The 17,011-nt window shown below is 70.1% G+C and carries 12 protein-coding genes, 1 tRNA gene and 1 pseudogene; 4 read left to right on the top strand and 10 right to left on the bottom strand.

Translation table 11 applies throughout. The annotated features are described in order from the left end of the window. From eno to mfd, 4 genes and pseudogenes are all read right to left on the bottom strand, one after another. A pseudogene (eno, locus tag V7E09_RS05025) lies at positions 1-519 on the bottom strand (phosphopyruvate hydratase); the annotation flags it as partial. A gap of 121 nt (positions 520-640) precedes the next feature. Then, entirely contained in the window at positions 641-1,288 is a 648-nt protein-coding gene (locus tag V7E09_RS05020; RefSeq protein ID WP_324511610.1) for a MazG family protein, read from the bottom strand. A 4-nt stretch (positions 1,289-1,292) separates the two neighbouring features. After that, positions 1,293-1,811: a hypothetical protein gene (locus V7E09_RS05015; RefSeq protein ID WP_324511611.1), complete on the bottom strand. Its 519-nt coding sequence runs from the start codon at positions 1,809-1,811 to the stop codon at positions 1,293-1,295. Between the two features lie 36 nt (positions 1,812-1,847). Then, a complete protein-coding gene (gene mfd / locus V7E09_RS05010; RefSeq protein WP_442956839.1) occupies positions 1,848-5,327 on the bottom strand; it encodes a transcription-repair coupling factor in 3,480 nt (1,159 codons plus the stop codon). Between the two features lie 432 nt (positions 5,328-5,759). Between mfd and V7E09_RS05005 the strand changes: the two genes are divergently transcribed. Beyond that, positions 5,760-6,971: an RtcB family protein gene (locus V7E09_RS05005; protein WP_324511613.1), complete on the top strand. Its 1,212-nt coding sequence runs from the start codon at positions 5,760-5,762 to the stop codon at positions 6,969-6,971. 169 nt (positions 6,972-7,140) lie between these two features. Here the strand turns inward: V7E09_RS05005 and pth are convergent, their stop codons facing one another. Both pth and V7E09_RS04995 read right to left on the bottom strand, forming a co-directional pair. After that, positions 7,141-7,743, bottom strand: coding sequence for an aminoacyl-tRNA hydrolase (gene pth, locus V7E09_RS05000; RefSeq protein ID WP_324511614.1), 603 nt, complete (start codon positions 7,741-7,743; stop codon positions 7,141-7,143). Between the two features lie 4 nt (positions 7,744-7,747). Beyond that, the gene (locus V7E09_RS04995) at positions 7,748-8,368 is read right to left on the bottom strand and encodes a 50S ribosomal protein L25/general stress protein Ctc (RefSeq protein WP_324511615.1); all 621 of its coding nucleotides are present in this window, start codon (positions 8,366-8,368) and stop codon (positions 7,748-7,750) included. 197 nt (positions 8,369-8,565) lie between these two features. On the opposite strand from V7E09_RS04995, the gene V7E09_RS04990 reads away from it, so the two are divergent. Beyond that, positions 8,566-10,539, top strand: a complete 1,974-nt coding sequence (locus V7E09_RS04990; RefSeq protein ID WP_324523099.1) for an ABC1 kinase family protein — start codon at positions 8,566-8,568, stop codon at positions 10,537-10,539. 98 nt (positions 10,540-10,637) lie between these two features. On the opposite strand, the gene V7E09_RS04985 is transcribed toward V7E09_RS04990, so the two are convergent. Continuing rightward, positions 10,638-11,618 carry a ribose-phosphate diphosphokinase gene (locus tag V7E09_RS04985; RefSeq protein WP_324511617.1) on the bottom strand — a complete coding sequence of 327 codons (981 nt, stop codon included), beginning with the start codon at positions 11,616-11,618 and terminating at the stop codon, positions 10,638-10,640. Next, positions 11,615-13,063, bottom strand: a complete 1,449-nt coding sequence (glmU, locus tag V7E09_RS04980) for a bifunctional UDP-N-acetylglucosamine diphosphorylase/glucosamine-1-phosphate N-acetyltransferase GlmU (protein WP_324511618.1) — start codon at positions 13,061-13,063, stop codon at positions 11,615-11,617. The genes V7E09_RS04985 and glmU overlap by 4 nt, the downstream gene beginning before the upstream one ends. A 186-nt stretch (positions 13,064-13,249) precedes the next feature. Here glmU and V7E09_RS04975 point away from each other — a divergent pair, with 186 nt between their 5' ends. Together V7E09_RS04975 and V7E09_RS04970 are read left to right on the top strand one after the other, a co-directional pair. Further along, entirely contained in the window at positions 13,250-14,782 is a 1,533-nt protein-coding gene (locus V7E09_RS04975) for a cation:proton antiporter (RefSeq protein ID WP_324523098.1), read from the top strand. After that, positions 14,707-15,099 carry a UBP-type zinc finger domain-containing protein gene (locus V7E09_RS04970; protein WP_324523097.1) on the top strand — a complete coding sequence of 131 codons (393 nt, stop codon included), beginning with the start codon at positions 14,707-14,709 and terminating at the stop codon, positions 15,097-15,099. Before V7E09_RS04975 ends, V7E09_RS04970 begins: the two co-directional genes overlap by 76 nt. Here the strand turns inward: V7E09_RS04970 and V7E09_RS04965 are convergent, their stop codons facing one another. Then, entirely contained in the window at positions 15,100-16,812 is a 1,713-nt protein-coding gene (locus tag V7E09_RS04965; RefSeq protein ID WP_324523096.1) for an FAD-dependent oxidoreductase, read from the bottom strand. It lies immediately after the preceding gene. Between the two features lie 82 nt (positions 16,813-16,894). Beyond that, positions 16,895-16,973, bottom strand: a tRNA-Gln gene (locus tag V7E09_RS04960). Between the last annotated feature and the right edge of the window lie 38 nt (positions 16,974-17,011).

Here is a 17,011-nt window from a genome sequence, read left to right as displayed (position 1 = left end):
CTCGGCGCCGATCGGGGCGATCATGAACTCCTGGATGTCGACGTTGGAGTCGGCGTGCGACCCACCGTTGAGGATGTTCATCATCGGGACGGGGAGCACGTGCGCGTTCGGGCCGCCCACGTAGCGGAACAGCGGCAGGCCAGCCGACTCGGCTGCAGCCTGGGCCACGGCCAGGGACACGCCCAGGATGGCGTTGGCGCCCAGCTTGGCCTTGTTGTCGGTGCCGTCGAGTTCGAGCATGACGGCGTCGATCTCGCGCTGGTCGGTGGCGTCGAAGCCGATGACCTCTTCGGCGATCGCCTCGTTGACGTTCTCGACCGCCTTCAGCACGCCCTTGCCGCCGTAGCGGGCCTTGTCGCCGTCGCGGAGTTCGACAGCCTCGAAAGCGCCGGTGGAAGCACCGGACGGAACCGCCGCGCGGCCCAGCGAATCATCATCCAGGAGGACCTCGACCTCGACGGTCGGGTTACCGCGGGAATCCAGAATCTCGCGGGCGGTTACGACATCGATGAGTGCCACAGTGACATACCTTTCGTCGGTGAGTGGACCACCTCAAGGGTATCGCTGACCGGGCACACGTGCTGGCACGCGTTTCGATCGGCGGGCGGGACCCGAGCACCAGCCCAGGCCGGAACGAGGCTCAGGCCGCCCCGTCGCCCCGGGAGGCGGACTGGGCCCCCTCGGCCTCCGTCACGGCCTGCTCCAACGCCCGCACGGCGTCGCGCACCGCCTGGTCGGCGTCGATGCCGCTGGCCTCTGCTCGGGCGACCAGTTCGAGGATGCCTGCCCCGGTTGCCTCGGCGGAGATCGGCTGCCGCGGCAACTCCAACGGGACGGCCAGCTTCCGCGTCCGCCGGATGACCTTCATGCTGCGGGCGAGCGCGTTCAGCGGGGGGATTCCCTCCAGCGCGGACGTGCGACCCTTCTCGGCCCGCTTCCTCGCCTCCCAGGTGGCGTCGAGGTCGCCCGGCACCTCACCGGCCGCGAACACGTGGGGATGCCGCTGGACGAGCTTGTCGGCAATCCCCCGGGCGACATCCTCGACGTCGAAACGGCCCTCATCCGACGCGATCTGAGCGTGGAACAGCACCTGCAGCAGCAGGTCCCCCAGTTCCTCGACGAGGTGGGGATCCTCGCCCTCCTCGATCGCCTCGACCACCTCGGCGGTCTCCTCGATCAAGTACGTGACCAGCGATCGGTGGGTCTGCTCGGCGTCCCACGGGCAGTCGCGGCGCAGCCGCGCCATGACTGCCACGAGCCGCTCCAGTTCCGGGTGCCGATCGCTCATCGCGTCAGCGGTTGGCCTGCAGCGCCTCGACCGACGTGGCCAGCGCCGAGGACTGGAGCGCGGCCTGGCTAGCCGACCAGTTGCCGTAGCGCGGGTTGACCTGGATGTCGATCCGGCTCAACTGCTCGACGTAGGCGGCCTGGCCGAGAGACTCGGAGACCACCGCGTTGGTGGCGATGGCGTCGACCAGGGCGGCCGCCTCCGGGGACGCGAGCAGCGCCGGGCTGGCCGTCACGGCCGCTGCCTTCGCCGCGGCGGTCACCGGGATGTTGTTCTGGGCGGCGATCTGCGTGGCGGCCTCGCCGAGCGTGAACCCGGTGACCGCGGTCTGCAGCACCTCGGTGGCGTCGCCGTCGGTCGCTCCGCGCAGTTCCTGGATAGCCGCAGACGCCCGCACGATCGTGTCGTCGGCGATGCGCACCTCCCCGACCCTGGCGCCCGCGCCCGGCCACGAAGCGCACCCGGTGAGCGTGAAAGCCGCGAGGGCGGCACCTACGGCGAGTCGGCGGATTGCCTTGTTCATCAGTGGACTCCTGAACGCGTGACAGACGAGGCGATCCTAGCGGGCCGGGCTGAGAAGCGCCGTCAACGCCTGCGTCGCCCATTCCAGGAGGGGTCCGTCGGTGACCGGCTTGCCCGCGATCGGCTGCGTCATGGGACGCGGCAGGAACAACTGGCCGGTGGCCCGGTTGAGCCGGGACCCCGGGTAGAGCCGCGCCCGGCGCATGTCGCCGGACTCGGACAGGCTCACCGGCGCGAACCGGATCATGGTGCCCGCGCTGAGCACCTCGGTGACGCCCAGCGAGCGGGCCAGCATCCGGAACCGACTGACCGCGAACAGGTTCTCCACCGGCTCGGGCAGGGCGCCGTAGCGATCCAGGAGTTCGGCGCGCACCGCGTCCAGGTCGGCCTCCTCGCGCACCGCGGCCAGGCGCTTGTACATCTCCAGGCGCAGGCGCTCGGACTCGATGTAATCCACGGGCAGGTGCGCGTCCACGGCCAGCTCGATCTTCATCTCCGGCTCGGGCTCGGACGCCTCCCCGCGGAAGTCGGCCACAGCTTCGCCCACCAGGCGGATGTACAGGTCGAAACCGACGTCGGCGATGTGCCCGGACTGCTCATCGCCCAGCAGGTTGCCCGCGCCCCGGATCTCCAGATCTTTCATGGCGATGGCCATGCCCGCCCCCAGATCGGTGTGCGCGGCCATGGTCGCGAGCCGATCGTGAGCGGTGTCGGTGAGCGGCTTGTCGGGCGGGTAGAGGAAGTAGGCGTAGCCACGCTCCCGGCCACGCCCGACGCGTCCGCGCAACTGATGGAGCTGGGAGAGCCCCAGCAGGTCGGCGCGTTCGATGATGAGGGTGTTGGCGCTGGAGATGTCCAGGCCCGCCTCGACGATCGTGGTGCAGACCAGCACGTCGGCGCGGCGCTCCCAGAAGTCGAGCATCACCTGCTCGAGCTGATGCTCGTTCATCTGGCCGTGGGCGACCTCGACGTTCGCCTCCGGGATGAGCTCCCGGATCCGCGTCGCCGCCTTCTCGATGGTGCCCACGCGGTTGTGGATGTAGAACACCTGCCCCTCGCGGGCCAGTTCGCGGCGGATCGCGGCCCGGACCTGGGCGTCGTCGCTGGGGCCGGCGAAGGTGAGCACGGGGTGGCGTTCCTCAGGCGGGGTGGCGATCACGCTCATCTCGCGGATGCCGGTGATCGCCATCTCGAGCGTCCGCGGAATCGGGGTGGCCGACATGGAGAGCACGTCGACGTTGAGGCGCATCTTCTTCAGCGCCTCCTTGTGCTCGACGCCGAAGCGCTGTTCCTCGTCCACGATCACCAAGCCGAGATCCTTGAACTGGACCTCCTGGGAGAACAGACGATGCGTCCCGACGACGACGTCGATGGAACCATCGGCCAGGCCGTCGATGACCTTCTTCGACTCGGCCGGGGTCTGGAACCGGCTCAGCGCGGCGACCGTCACCGGGAATCCGGCGTAGCGATCGGCGAAGGTGGCGTAGTGCTGCTGCACCAGCAGGGTCGTTGGCACCAGGATGGCGACCTGCTTGCCGTCCATGACCGCCTTGAACGCGGCGCGCACCGCGATCTCGGTCTTGCCGTAGCCGACGTCGCCGCAGATGAGGCGGTCCATCGGGACGATCTGCTCCATGTCGCGCTTGACCTCGATGACCGCCGCCAACTGGTCGGGGGTCTCCACGTAGGCGAAGTTGTCTTCGAGTTCGCGCTGCCACGGGCTGTCGACGCCGAACGCGTACCCCTGGGTGGCCTGCCGGGCCGCATACAGCTTGATGAGTTCGGCGGCGATCTCCCGGACGGCCTTGCGGGCCCGGCTCTTGCGCTTGTTCCAGTCGGCTCCGCCCATCCGGTCCAGCGCCGGGGACTCCCCGCCCACGTAGCGGGTGATCTGATCGAGGGCGTCCATGGGGACGAACAGCCGGTCCCCCGGCTGACCCCGCTTGGAGGGGGCGTACTCGATGACGAGGTACTCGCGGGTCGCCCCGGCGACGGTCCGGGTCACCATCTCCACGTAGCGGCCCACTCCGTGGGCGTCGTGGACGATCAGGTCGCCCGGCTTCAATTCGAGAGGGTCGATCGTGTTCTTGCGCCGGGCAGGCATCTTCCGGGGCGCCTTCTCCGCCCCCTGGATGCCGGACAGGTCACCGGAGGTGAACACCTGCAGGTTGACCTTGTCGAGGCGGAAGCCGTGACGCAGGTCGGCCGTCACGATGGACGCCCGGCCCGCCAAGTCGTGCTCGGCCAGCACCTCGCCGAGGCGGCTCGCGCGCCCGGGACTGTCGGCGACCATCACGACGCTCATGCCCGCGTCGAGGGAGGACCTGACCGCGCCGAGCGCGGCCTCGATGTCGCCACGGAACGGCTCGTTCTCCTCCGCGGCGATCTGCAGGCTCGCCGGATCCTCGGCGAACGCCGACAGCGTCCACCACCCCAGGCCGCGGCCGAGGGCGTCGGTGCGGACCTCCCCGAGCGTCCGGTAGGCCGACCCGCCCAGGTCGATGGGGGCCTTGCCGCCCTCGGCCGCCGCCGCCCACGACGCCATGAGGAACTCCTGGCTGGTGGCGTGGAGTTCCAGGGCGCGGGCGCGCACCTTCTCGGGATCGCTCACCAGCACGGTCGTATGGAGGGGCAGGACGTCCACCAGCAACTCGAGCCGGTCGACCAGGACCGCCGCGAGGGCCTCCATACCGTCGACGGCGTGGCCCTCGGCGATCTTGGTGAACATCTCCCGCAACTGCTCGCCCAGATCGTCGCGCAGGGACAGCACCGCGGCCCGTTCCCGCACGGCGTCGCTGAGGAGGAGTTCGCGGCACGGATCGGCGGTGATGGCGGGCAGCGACTCTTCCATGGAGCGCTGGTCGGCCACCGAGAACGGGTGGATCTCCTCCACCTGGTCGCCGAAGAAGTCGACCCGGTAGGGGTGCTCGCTCGTGGGCGGGAAAACGTCCACGATGCCGCCGCGGACGGCGAACTCACCGCGCCGCTCCACCAGGTCGACGCGCACGTAGGCGGCGTCGACGAGCGCCGCGGCGATCGTGTCGACGTCGTAGTCGCGCCCCGTTTCGATCCGGACGGGCAGCAACTCCCCCAGACCGGCGACCTGCGGCTGCAGAATGGCCCGCACCGGCGCCACGATGACGCCGGGCGCCGCGAGCTCGTCGTTCCCGGCCAGGCGCCGCAGGACGCTGAGGCGGCGTCCGACCGTGTCCGATCGGGGCGAGAGACGCTCGTGCGGCAGCGTCTCCCAGGCCGGGTAGTAGGCCACCGCGTCCTCGCCGAGGACGGAGGCGAGCGTGTCGCGGGCGTTCTCCGCCTCCCGGTACGTGGAGGTCACCACCAGCAGCGGACGATCGGCCTCCCGATGCAGCACCGACGCCAGGAGGGGGCGTAGCGCGCTCGGGCAGGTGACGTCCAGCGTCGCATCCGAGCCGACGCGCGCATGCGAGACCAGCTCGGCGATGACGGGTTCGGAGGCGACGAGCTCAAGAAGGCCCGCAAGATTCACGACGAACAGTCTAGGGGCGCCCCCTGACACTCCCCCGCCCGCCGAGGACTGAGGTTTCAGCCGCCGAGGACTGAGGAACAGCCCACCGAGGACCAGGAGGAGGTCCGGGGCTTGGCGCCGCCGACTTGACGCAACGGCCGATGATCATGAATCCTGTAACGCTGCCTCGCCTGAAGTGCAGTCGGCATGAACGCCGCAACGGGAAGGGACTCGAGATGACGAAGCGTGAACAGCTCCATTGCCAGCCGGCGATGTCGACGCGACGCTTCGGCGAGCCCACCCGGCGTCACGACCGGACAGCCCACCGCTGATCCGGGCGCGCGCCCTTCGCCGCTGAGCGGCATCACCAGTCTGCGGACGACACCTCCGCGCACGTCACCGACCCGTTGTCGGTGTCGCCGCGCGCTCGCACCATCACTCATGACAGGAAGAAGAAGCACCATGAACACCTACCCGGTGCCGCTGGCCGGCACCGAGAACACCTTGATGTGGGCCGACCCGGTCGCCGTCGAGGAGTCCGCGCAACAGCAGTTGCGCAACGTCGCCGCGCTGCCCTGGACGCACGGCGTTCGCGTCATGCCCGACGTCCACTACGGGATCGGCGCCACCGTCGGCTCGGTCATCGCGATGAACCAGGCTGTCGCCCCGGCAGCGGTCGGCGTCGACATCGGCTGCGGGATGACCGCGGTCCGCACGTCGCTGCGACCGGATCAACTGCCGGAGAACCTGCACCCGCTGCGGGTCGGCATCGAACGGGGCGTCCCGGTCGGATTCGGCTCACACAAGGGCGAACCCCGCATCCTGTCCAAGCACTCCAAGCTCGGAGCCCGCTACAAGCGGATGATGCGTGAGTTCGACGACCTGCGGGCGGGGCATGCGTCCCGCGCCGCGACGTCGGGGCGGGCCGCGACGAAGGCCACCAGCCAGGTCGGCACGTTGGGCGGCGGCAACCACTTCATCGAACTGTGCGCCGGCGACGACGATCGGGTGTGGATCACGCTGCACTCCGGATCGCGCGGCATCGGCAACCAGCTGGCGAGGATCCACATGGACATCGCCCAGTCCCTGAGCCACAACCAGGGGCTCGTCGATCGGGATCTCGCAGTGTTCATCGCGGGCAGCCCGCAGATGGACGCCTACCTGCACGATCTGTGGTGGGCCCAGGCTTACGCCCTACTGAACCGGGACGTCATCCTGCAGTCGGTCTGCGACGAGTTGACGCACCGGTTCTCGGGAATCCGGTTCGAGGATCCGATCAAGTGTCACCACAACTATGTGGCGGTCGAAACCTACGACGACGTCGAACTGATCGTGACACGCAAGGGCGCGATCCGGGCGGGCCTGGGCGATCTGGGCGTCATCCCGGGGTCGATGGGGACGGGGTCCTACATCGTCCGCGGCCTGGGGAACCCGGCGTCCTATGAGTCGGCGTCCCATGGCGCGGGACGCCGGATGTCGCGGAATGCGGCCAAGCGGCAGTTCACCACCGAGGATCTGGCGAGCCAGACCGCGGGAATCGAGTGCCGCAAGGATTCGGGCGTGATCGATGAGATTCCCGGGGCCTACAAGGACATCAACGAGGTCATCGACGCTCAGCGTGACCTGGTGGATGTCGTCGCCCGGCTGCAGACGCTGCTGTGCGTGAAGGGTTGAGGTGAGGCGGGGCGGTCCGAGACGGGCCGCCCCGCCTCATGCCCTCCAGCCGTGAATCGCCGCCCGCACCACGGGGCCGTCCAAGAGCCCTCGGCGGCCTCAGGCTCAGTCCTCGGCGGCGGGAGCCTCGGTCCTCGGCGGGCTCAGGCTCAGTCCTCGGCGGGTGGGGTCAGGAGTTGAAGCGGTTCTGGACGGCTTCGAGGCCGCCGGCGATCAGGGCCTCCACGGCGTCTGCGTTGCGGGACGCTTCGACCGCGTAGTCCTCGCGCAGGGCAGCCGGGATCGGTGCCAGCACGTACGCGGCCGCGTCCTGGCGCCCGGGTGGGCGGCCGATGCCGAAGCGGACGCGGTAGAAGTCGCCGGTCCCCAGCGCCGCCCGGATCGACTTGAGGCCGTTGTGGCCGTTGTCGCCGCCGCCCTTCTTCACGCGCAACCGCCCGAAGTCCAGGTCGAGTTCGTCGTGGACGACGATCACGTGGTCGGGGGCGATCTTGTAGAACGCGGACGCCTTACCGACAGCCGCCCCCGAGTCGTTCATGAAGGTGCGCGGCTTGACCAGGACGACACGCTGGGCGTCGGCACCGACACCGCCCATGCCGGACGCCGCCAGCCGCGTCTCGCAGATGTCGGCCCGCATGCCTCGCGGCGCCGAGAAGGGCGCGCGCGCCCGCCCGGCCAACTCGTCGGCGACCATGAAGCCGACGTTGTGCCGGGTGGACGTGTAGGTCGGGCCCGGATTACCGAGCCCGACCACCAACCACGCATTCGGCAACGGGTTACTCCGCGGCTTCCTCGGCGGGGGCCTCGGCCGACTCGGTGCCCGCACCGGCCAGGTCCGCGTCGAGTTCCTCGGCGGTCGGCGCCGGGGTGATCGACAAGATGAGGTCCTCGGGATCGCCGGGGAACACCGCACCTGCGGGCAGGTTCAGGTCGGCGGCGGTGACCTGCGCGCCGATCTCGAGGGCGCCGCCGTCGATCTCGATGTGCGCCGGGATGTTCGTGGCCTCGACCTCCAAGGTGATGGACTGCTGGTCCATGACCAGGATCCGGTCCTCCTTGATGGTGCCGGTGACGAGCAGCGGAACCTCGACGGTGACCTTCTCGCCCTTCTTCACGATGACCAGGTCGACGTGCTCCAGGAAGCCGGTGATCGGGTCGCGCTGCACCTGCTTGGGCAGGGCCAGCTCGGGCTCGGCGCCGTCGATGACCAGCGTCAGCAGCGCGTTCGCGGTGCGCAGCGCCATCAGCGTCTCGTGGCCGGGAAGCGTGATGTGGATCGGGTCGCCGCCGTGGCCGTAGATGACGGCGGGGACCTTGTTGGCGCGGCGGATCCGGCGGGCAGCGCCCTTGCCGAACTCGTTGCGGGACTCGGCTTCGATCTTCAGCTCATCGGACATGTGATTCTCCTCAACCTTGCTGGACAGACGTGGCAAGGGAGGACCTTGTCGATCACGGGATCAGACGTCCCCTCGCCAAGCAACCTGACCACTCTACCGCGCAGCGCTCCCACCGCCGCAACTTCACGCCCCGTGGCGTCACCGGCGTTGGCTAGGCTCGCTGTCAGCCTGACCACCAGCCCAGGAGGACGACGAACGTGCTCGCCGGAATCGAATCCCTCGCCAGTGGCATCGGAGCCCTCGTGTTCAGCCTCCTGCAGGCCTGGTTGCTGGTGCATGCCGCGCGCCGCGTCTTGGGCGTGCCGGTGGGGTGGCTGCGCTCGTTCTGCGTCTCCCTCCTGACCATCGGGATCTTCTCCGGGGTCATCGGGTGGGCTCTGGAGTCGGGCACGATGGTGATCACCGAAGCCAGCGCGGGGGCGGGCCTGCTCGTGTTGCTGGTGCTGGCCCTGTGGGGGTTCGCGTTCAGCGCCGCAGTCCTGGTGGGGCTGGAGGTCTTGTGGCCGACCGGTTCCCTGCCGCCGCTGCGATCGGCCTTCCTCGGGTGGGGACGCCGGTTCGCGACCGCCCGCAGGTACGCCCAGATCACCGCGATCCTCACGCGCAACGGGCTCACCTCCCAACTGCGCGGCCTGCGCGGGGACGATCGCCCGGCGGTGACCGCCCACTCGCTGCGCCTGGCGTTGGAGCAGTCCGGGGTGACGTTCGTGAAGCTTGGGCAGATGCTGTCCACGCGGGCCGACCTGCTGCCCCCGGTCTACCTGGAAGAGCTCTCCCACCTGACGAACAGGGTGGCACCCCAGCCGTGGCCGGTGTTCGCCCAGGCCGTCGAGGCCGAACTCGGGCGGCCGCTGGGGGAGGTCTTCGCCGACATCGATCCCGAGCCGCTGGCCTCCGCGTCGCTGGCACAGGTCCACATCGCAACGCTGACCACCGGAGAACCGGTGGTTGTCAAGGCGCAACGTGCCGGGGCGGACGCCCAGGTCGACCTCGACCTGGACATCCTGCGTCGCCTCGCCCGGCGGCTGGAGCGGGGCACGCCGTGGGCGCGCCAGCTGGGCGTCAGCGGGCTCGTCGAGGGGTTCGCCGCCTCGTTGAACGAGGAACTCGACTACCGCGCCGAACTCGACAACATGGAGGCGCTGCGCCCCAGCGCCCAGGCGCGCGGAGTGCGGATTCCTCTGGTGTACGAGGCGCTCTCGGGCCGCCACGTCATCGTCATGGAGCGGCTCACCGGCACCCCCATCGCCCAGGCCGACGCGCTGATCGGGGAGCTGGACGCCGAGGCCCGGTCCGCGTCGGCGCAACAACTGCTGGGGGCCGTCCTGGGCCAGTTGCTCGGCGACGGGATCTTCCACTCCGATCTGCACGCGGGCAACGTGCTGATCTGGCCCGACGGTTCCGTCGGGCTGCTGGACTTCGGGTCGGTGGGGCGCCTGGACGCACCCTCCCGGCAGACGCTGGCGCTCATGCTGTGGTCCATCGACGCCGACGATCCCGTGCTGGCCACCGACTGCGTCCTCGAACTGCTCGACCGGCCCGGCACCCTGGACGAGCGGGCTCTGCAGCGCGAGATCGGGTTGCTCATCACCCGTTACCGGGGCGGCATCGGGCGCGGCGGCAGCCTCAAGGTGTTCGGCGAACTGCTGTCGCTGGTGATGCGCTACGGGTTCGGCGTCCCCCCGCAGATCGCCGCCGCACTACGGTCGCTGGGGGCGCTCGAGGGAACCTTGAAGCGGCTCGACCCGGGCCTCGACCTGGTCGAGGCGGCCCGGTCGGCCGCCAAGGACGTCACCGGGGACCTATCGCCGGAAGGCGTGGCAGCCCAGGCGCAGCGGCGGCTGGTGCGCGTCCTGCCCGTGCTGGAGCATCTGCCCCGACGCGTCGACAAGCTGACCGAGGACCTCGCCGAGGGCCGGTTCACCGTGCGGGTCTCCCTGTTCAACGACCGGGATGACCGCCGCTTCGTCACCTCGCTGGTGCAGCAACTCGTCTTGGCCCTGCTCGCCGGGGCCGCCGTGCTGGGAGGAATCCTCCTGGTCACGACCGGCGGCGGGCTGCCCTTGATCGCCGGGATCGACACGTTCAGCCTGCTGGGCTTCCTGCTGGCGTTCGCCGGCGTGATCTTGGCGCTCCGGGCGGTAGCGCTGATCTTCACACGCCCCCGCTGAGGCACCCTTCGCCGTTGGCGCGGACGCGGCCCCTCCCGCGCGATGTTGCCGCGAGTGGTTCGTCGCGTGTGAGAGCCCTCCCTGCGTGCGCGAGGGAGTTACAGGCTGGCGCCGCGGAACAGGCTGGTGACCGAGCCGTCCTCGAAGATCTGCCGGATCGCCTCGGCGATCAGCGGAGCCACCGACAGCGTCGTCAGGTTCGGCACGTTCACGCCGTCGGGGATCGGCAGCGTGTTGGTGACGATCACCTCTTCGAACGGCGCGGAGTTGAGCCGCTCGGCGGCGGGCCCGGACAGGATCGGATGCGTCGCCGCGGCGATCACCGCGGACGCCCCGTGCTCCTTGAGCGTGTGGGCAGCCGCCGCGATGGTGCCCGCCGTGTCGATCATGTCGTCCACCAGCAGGCACACCCGGCCGCGGACGTCGCCGACGACCTCGCCGACCGCCACCTCGTTGGCCTTGTTCGGGTCGCGCCGCTTGTGGATGATCGCCAGCGGGGCGCCCAGCCGATCCGTGTACGCGTCGGCCAGCCGGACCCGGCCCGCGTCGGGGCTGACCACGGTCAGGTTGTCGAGCGGGTAGGTCGCCTTGATGTAGTCCTCCAGGACGGGCAAGGCGATGAGGTGATCGACCGGGCCGTCGAAGAAGCCCTGGATCTGGGAGGCGTGCAGGTCGATCGACATGAGCCGATCCGCACCCGCGGTCTTGTAGAGGTCGGCGATGAGCCGTGCCGAGATCGGCTCGCGGCCCGCGTGCTTCTTGTCCTGCCTGCCGTACGGGTAGAACGGCGAGACGACCGTGATCCGCTTGGCGGAGGCCCGCTTCAGCGCGTCGATCATGATGAGCTGCTCCATGAGCCACTCGTTCACCGGGGCGGGATGGGACTGGATGACGAACGCGTCCGCGCCGCGCACCGACTCCTCGAACCGGACGTAGATCTCCGAGTTGGCGTAGGTGAGCGCGCGGGTGGGGACCAGGTCCACCCCCAGCAGGCTGGCCACTTCGTCGGCCAACTCGGGAAACGCCCGTCCGGACGCCAAGATGAGGTGTTTTTCGGACTGACGCTTGATCCCGGTCACTGCTCGGGCGTCCCTTCGCTCGCTGCCTGGGCGGCAAGGAAGGTCTTGGTGCCTTCGCGCCGTGCGGCCACCCATCCGGGAATATTACGCTGGCGTCCCCGGGCCACCGCCAGTTCGCCCGGCCCGACCGGGTCGGTGACGGCCGAGCCCGCCGCGACGTAGGCGCCGTCCGCGATCGTCACGGGGGCGACGATCACGGAGTTACTGCCGACGAAGCTCGCCCGGCCGACAACCGAGGTGCTCTTGGTGACGCCGTCGTAGTTGGCGAAGATCGTGCCCGCGCCGATGTTGGCGTCCGGCCCGATCTCGACGTCGCCCGCGTAGGTGAGGTGTGGCACCTTCGCCCCCTCGCCGATCTTGGCGTTCTTGGTCTCGACGAATGTGCCGATCTTGCCGCGGTCGGCCAGCTCGGTGCCGGGACGCAGGTAGGCGAACGGCCCCACCGAGGCGCCCGCCCCGATGATCGCCAGCGAGCCGTGCGTCCGGACGATGGTGGCGTCCTCGTGGACCTCCACATCGACCAGGGTGGTGTCGGGTCCGATCGTCGCGCCGGAGGCGACCGACGTCGCCCCTTCCAGATGCGTGCCGGGCAGCAGCGTCACGTCGGGGGCGAGGTCGACCGTGTCATGCACCCAGGTGGTGTCCGGATCGACGATGGTCACACCCGCGCGCATCCACTTCTCCAGCAGGCGGCGGTTGTATTCGCGTCCCAGTTGGGAGAGCTGGACGCGATCGTTGACGCCTTCGGCCTGCCAGCGGTCCTCCAGGATCAGGGCGTGGACGTCGCGCCCCCGGCCGCGGGCGAACTTGATGACGTCGGTGAGGTACAGCTCGCCCTGGGCGTTGTCGGACGTCAGCGACGACAGCCCCTCGCGCAGGATCTCGGCGTCGAACACGTAGATTCCGGCGTTGATCTCGGTGATGGCCGCCTGCGCGGGGGTGGCGTCCTTCTGCTCGACGATCGCGGCGATCTGGGCTCCGTCGGCGTCGCGGACGATGCGGCCGTACCCGGTCGGATCCTCCAGCAGCGTGCTCAGCACCGTGACCGCGTCCCCGTGGGAGCGGTGGGCGGACACCAGGGCCGCGAGGGTCTCCCCGGTCAGCAGCGGCACGTCGCCGTAGGTGACGACGATCTGGCCCTCGGCGTCGGCCAGTCGCTCCAGCCCGGCACGGACGGCGTCGCCGGTCCCGTTCTGCTGCTCCTGCACGGCGGTGCTGACCTGGGGTGCGATGTCGGCCAGGTGCACCTCGATCTGCTCACGTTCATGCCCGACGACCACCACGAGCCGTTGTGGATCGAGGAACTCGGCGGCGCGGATCGCGTAGCTGAGCAGGGAACGCCCCGCGATCTGATGCAGCAGCTTGGAGGTGCGCGACTTCATGCGCGTTCCCGCGCCGGCCGCGAGCACCACCACTCCTGCCACGCCGGGTACCTGGTCGTCCATCAGGGGCTCCTTGTCGACGCTGGGGTGATTCGCGTGGTGAAGCCTACCGTCGTGACCCGTGGTGCCGGGACGGCAACGGCTCAACCGCGCATGTGGGAGCGCCGGTCGTGTCGAGGCGGCTGCCCCACGACGGGCCGTGCACCCGCCTAGGGAAGGCGTCCTCGACACCGACGGCACAATGGTCCGGTGGACATCGCCCTCATCCTCGTCGGCATCGCCGTGGTCGTCCTGACCGCCGAAGCCGTCAGCGAACGCCTGAACGTTCCCCCGCCGCTGCTGCTGATCGCCGTCGGCGCGGCGGCGTCCTATCTGCCGTTCCTGCCGCAGATCCACCTCGAACCGGAGATCGTGCTGCTGGGGCTCCTGCCGCCGCTGCTCTACACCGCCGCCCTGCAGACCCCGCTGGTCGATTTCACCGCGAACCGGCGTCCCATCATGCTGCTGTCGGTGGGCCTGGTCGTCGTGACCACGTTCGCGGTGGGTGCCGTCGTCAACTGGCTGATCCCCGGCCTGGGCTGGGCGGGGTCCCTGGCCATCGGCGCGGTCGTCGCACCCCCGGACGCCGTGGCCGCGACGGCGATCGGGCGCCGCATCGGGCTGCCGCGACGCGTCGTCACCGTGCTGGAAGGCGAATCGCTGCTCAACGACGCCACCGCACTGGTGGCCCTGCGCACCGCCATCGCCGCACTGGCCGGGGCGGTCAGCATCGGGGAGGTCGGGCTCGACTTCGTCATCGCCGCCGGGGGCGGCGCGCTCGCCGGGTTCCTCGTGTTCGTGGTCGTCGCGTGGCTGCGACGCCGCACCACCACGACCGTCATCGACACCACCATCTCCCTCATCACGCCGTACGCCGCCTACATGCTGGCCGAGTCGGTGGAGGCCTCCGGCGTCATCGCCGTCGTCGTCGCCGGGCTGCTGCTGGGACACAAGGCGCCCATCATCCAGACCGCACCGTCGCGGATCGCCGAGCGCACCACCTGGGGTGCCATCTCGTTCCTGCTGGAGAACGCCGTCTTCCTGCTGATCGGGCTGCAGACGAACTGGATCGTCCAAGACGTGCTCAACTCCGACCTGCCGCTGGGCTGGATCGCCCTCATCTGCGGCGCCGTCCTCGTGACGGTGATCGGCGTCCGGCTGCTGTGGGTATTCGTCATGCGCGCCCCGCTGACGCTGACCCGCGGCAAGAAGGCGGGCGGCGGCGCCGGAGCCTTCCTGGTCGGCTGGGCGGGCATGCGGGGCGTCGTCACGTTGGCGGCGGCGTTCATCATCCCGACCGACGTGCCCTACCGGGAGGTGCTGCTGCTGATCGCCCTCTCGGTGGTGGCGGGCACATTGTTCCTCCAGGGCCTCACCCTGCCGTGGCTGACCCGCCGCCTCGACGTGGAGTCCCCCGACCCCGCCTCCGACGCGCTCACCGGGCCGTCCTCCTCGAGCAGGCAGGACGCGCCGGGCTGGAACGGCTCGGGACGCTCGACCTGGAGGATCCGCACCACGTCGTCGACCTGGTCCGCAAGCGGATCGACGAGCGCTCCTTCGCCGCCTGGGAGCGGCTCAGCACCGCCGGAGACCAGCGCTCCCCCTCCGAGATGTACGGCTTCGTGCGCCGCGAGATGCTGGCCGCCGAACGGGAGAAGGTGCTCGAAGTGCGCAGCACGGGCACCGTGCCCGGCGACATCGTCGCCGAGGTGCTCCACATGCTCGACGTGGAGGAATCCATGATCGACACCAGCAGCGAGAAGGTGGAGGCGTTCCGGACGGCCGGATTGCGCCTGGCCCACGCCCAGGACTGCGCCGACCTGGAGCACTACCCCGCCATCGACGACGCCGAAGCCGACGTCTGCCCCGCCTGCGTCGCTGAGGGCACCGACTGGGTGGCCCTGCGCCGCTGCCTCGAATGCGGCAACGTCGGCTGCTGCGACTCCTCGCCCTCGCGCCACGCCACCGCCCACTTCCGCTCCAGCCACCACCCCGTCATGGAGTCGGCCGAGCCCGGCGAGGCTTGGCGTTGGTGCTACCTCCACCACACCACCGGGTGATCAAGCAGACGCCTCCGGGAGTACATCGGTGAACTCTTCGGCGCGCAGTTTCGCCAGGTGGTCGTGGACCAGCGCCACCACGGTGGCGCCCTCGCCTGCGGCCGCTGCGACGCGCTTCATGGAACCGGCGCGGATGTCCCCGGCGGCGAACACGCCCGGAACGGCGGTCTCCAGGCTGGCGGGCGGATGGCCGTCGCGCCAGCGGTCCTTGGGGACGTCGCGTCCGGTTTGCAGGTGGTTCTTGGCGTCGCGGGTGACGGTGGCCGGCACCCAGTCGCAGGCGGGGTCGGCGCCGATCAGCAGGCACAGCCCGCCCGCGTCCACGCGTTCGAGATGGACGCCGCCGCCCGCCTCACGCACCTCCAGGTCGAGCCACTCCAGGCGGCCATCGCCACCGCCGCCGACCACCTGGGTGCTGGTGCGCACCTCGACGTTGCCGGTCGCGTCGATCTCACGGATCAGGTACTCCGACATGGTCGCGGCCAGCCCGTCGCGGCGCACGACGATCGTGACCTTGTCGGCGAACTTGGCCAGGTGCAGGGCCGCCTGCCCGGCCGAGTTGCCGCCGCCGACCACGACGACGTGGCGGCCCTTCATCTCCCGCGCCATGGCGGTCGCGGCACCGTAGTAGACGCCGCTGCCCAGGAAGGCGTCCAAGGCGGCCACCCCCAGCCTGCGGTAGGCGACGCCTGCGGCGAGGACGACCGCCCGGGCGCAGATCCGGGCCCCGCGGACGAACACGTGATGGTGGGTGGGTTCCCCGGGCGGGGCGTCTTGGATGTCGGTGACCGGGCGGCCCGTGTAGAACTTCGCCCCGAACCGCAGCGCCTGAATGCGGGCGCGCTGTGCCAGCCGCGTCCCCGAAATGCCGCGCGGGAACCCCAAGTAGTTGCGGATCATCGAACTGGACCCGGCCTGGCCGCCGATCGCCTCCGACTCGATGACGATGGTGTCCAGTCCCTCGGACGCCGCGTACACCGCCGCCGCCAGCCCGGCCGGACCTGCACCGACGATCACCACATCGGCGACCTCATCGTCTGGGATCGAATCGTGGCCGCCGTACATGGCCTCGGCCGCCTTCGCGACGGTCGCCCCGCTGAGGAACTGGTCGTCGAAGGTCCGCAGCAGCGGCAACTCGGCATCCGGGCCGGCCGCCTCCAGCACCGCCGTTCCCTCCGGCGAGTCGGCCTGATAGGCGCGCGAGGGCATGCCGGAACGCTCCAGCCAGTCCCGCAGCGCGGCCACGTTCGCGTCCGGCCGCTCGTAGACGAGTTCGACGCGGGCCACGACCGGACCGGCGACCGACCAGCCCCAATCGGACAAGGTCTCGACCAGCGCGGTGTGGAACTCCTCGTCCCGCAGCCCCTTCGGGACGGCCAGGTAGGCGTCCAGCTCGTTGTCGAGGCTCGCGATCCGCAACCGGTCGACATGGGCCAGGAAGTTCTCGGCGAGCAGCGCCACCCGCCGGGCGGTCGGCACGAGCGGCCGCAGCCGCGCGAACACGTCGAGGGAGTCACCGTCGCGCAGGTCGTGCTCGGCGGCGACCAACGCCAACTGATGGCCCTGGTGGACGAGCGATTCCACCACCGACACGGCGTCCGCCACGCTGGTGGCCGGCACCAGTTCGTAGTCGCGGGAGTAGCGCTGGAACTCCCCCAGCAGCGTCGCGCGGTGGGAGTCGGTGACCAGCAGGATGACAGGACGCTCACCCATGGCTCACCTCGTGGGGGCGAGGGCCGGGCGTGATGGGGTGTGTCATACGGCGATGGTGACAGACCGGTCAAGGCCGCCCGCGCTCCCCGGGCAGGAGTCGAACCTGCTGCGCTAATCCTGATTCAAAGTCAGGCGGGCCCTACCGAAAGACCAACCGGGGAACGGACGCCCGCGGCGTCCTTGGGTGAGTGTAGGCGAG

It is taken from the genome of Propioniciclava sp. (genome assembly GCF_036744435.1).
Classification (GTDB): domain Bacteria; phylum Actinomycetota; class Actinomycetes; order Propionibacteriales; family Propionibacteriaceae; genus Propioniciclava.
Note: the sequence above shows the minus strand (reverse complement) of the source record. Positions and strands in the feature narration are given on the sequence as shown.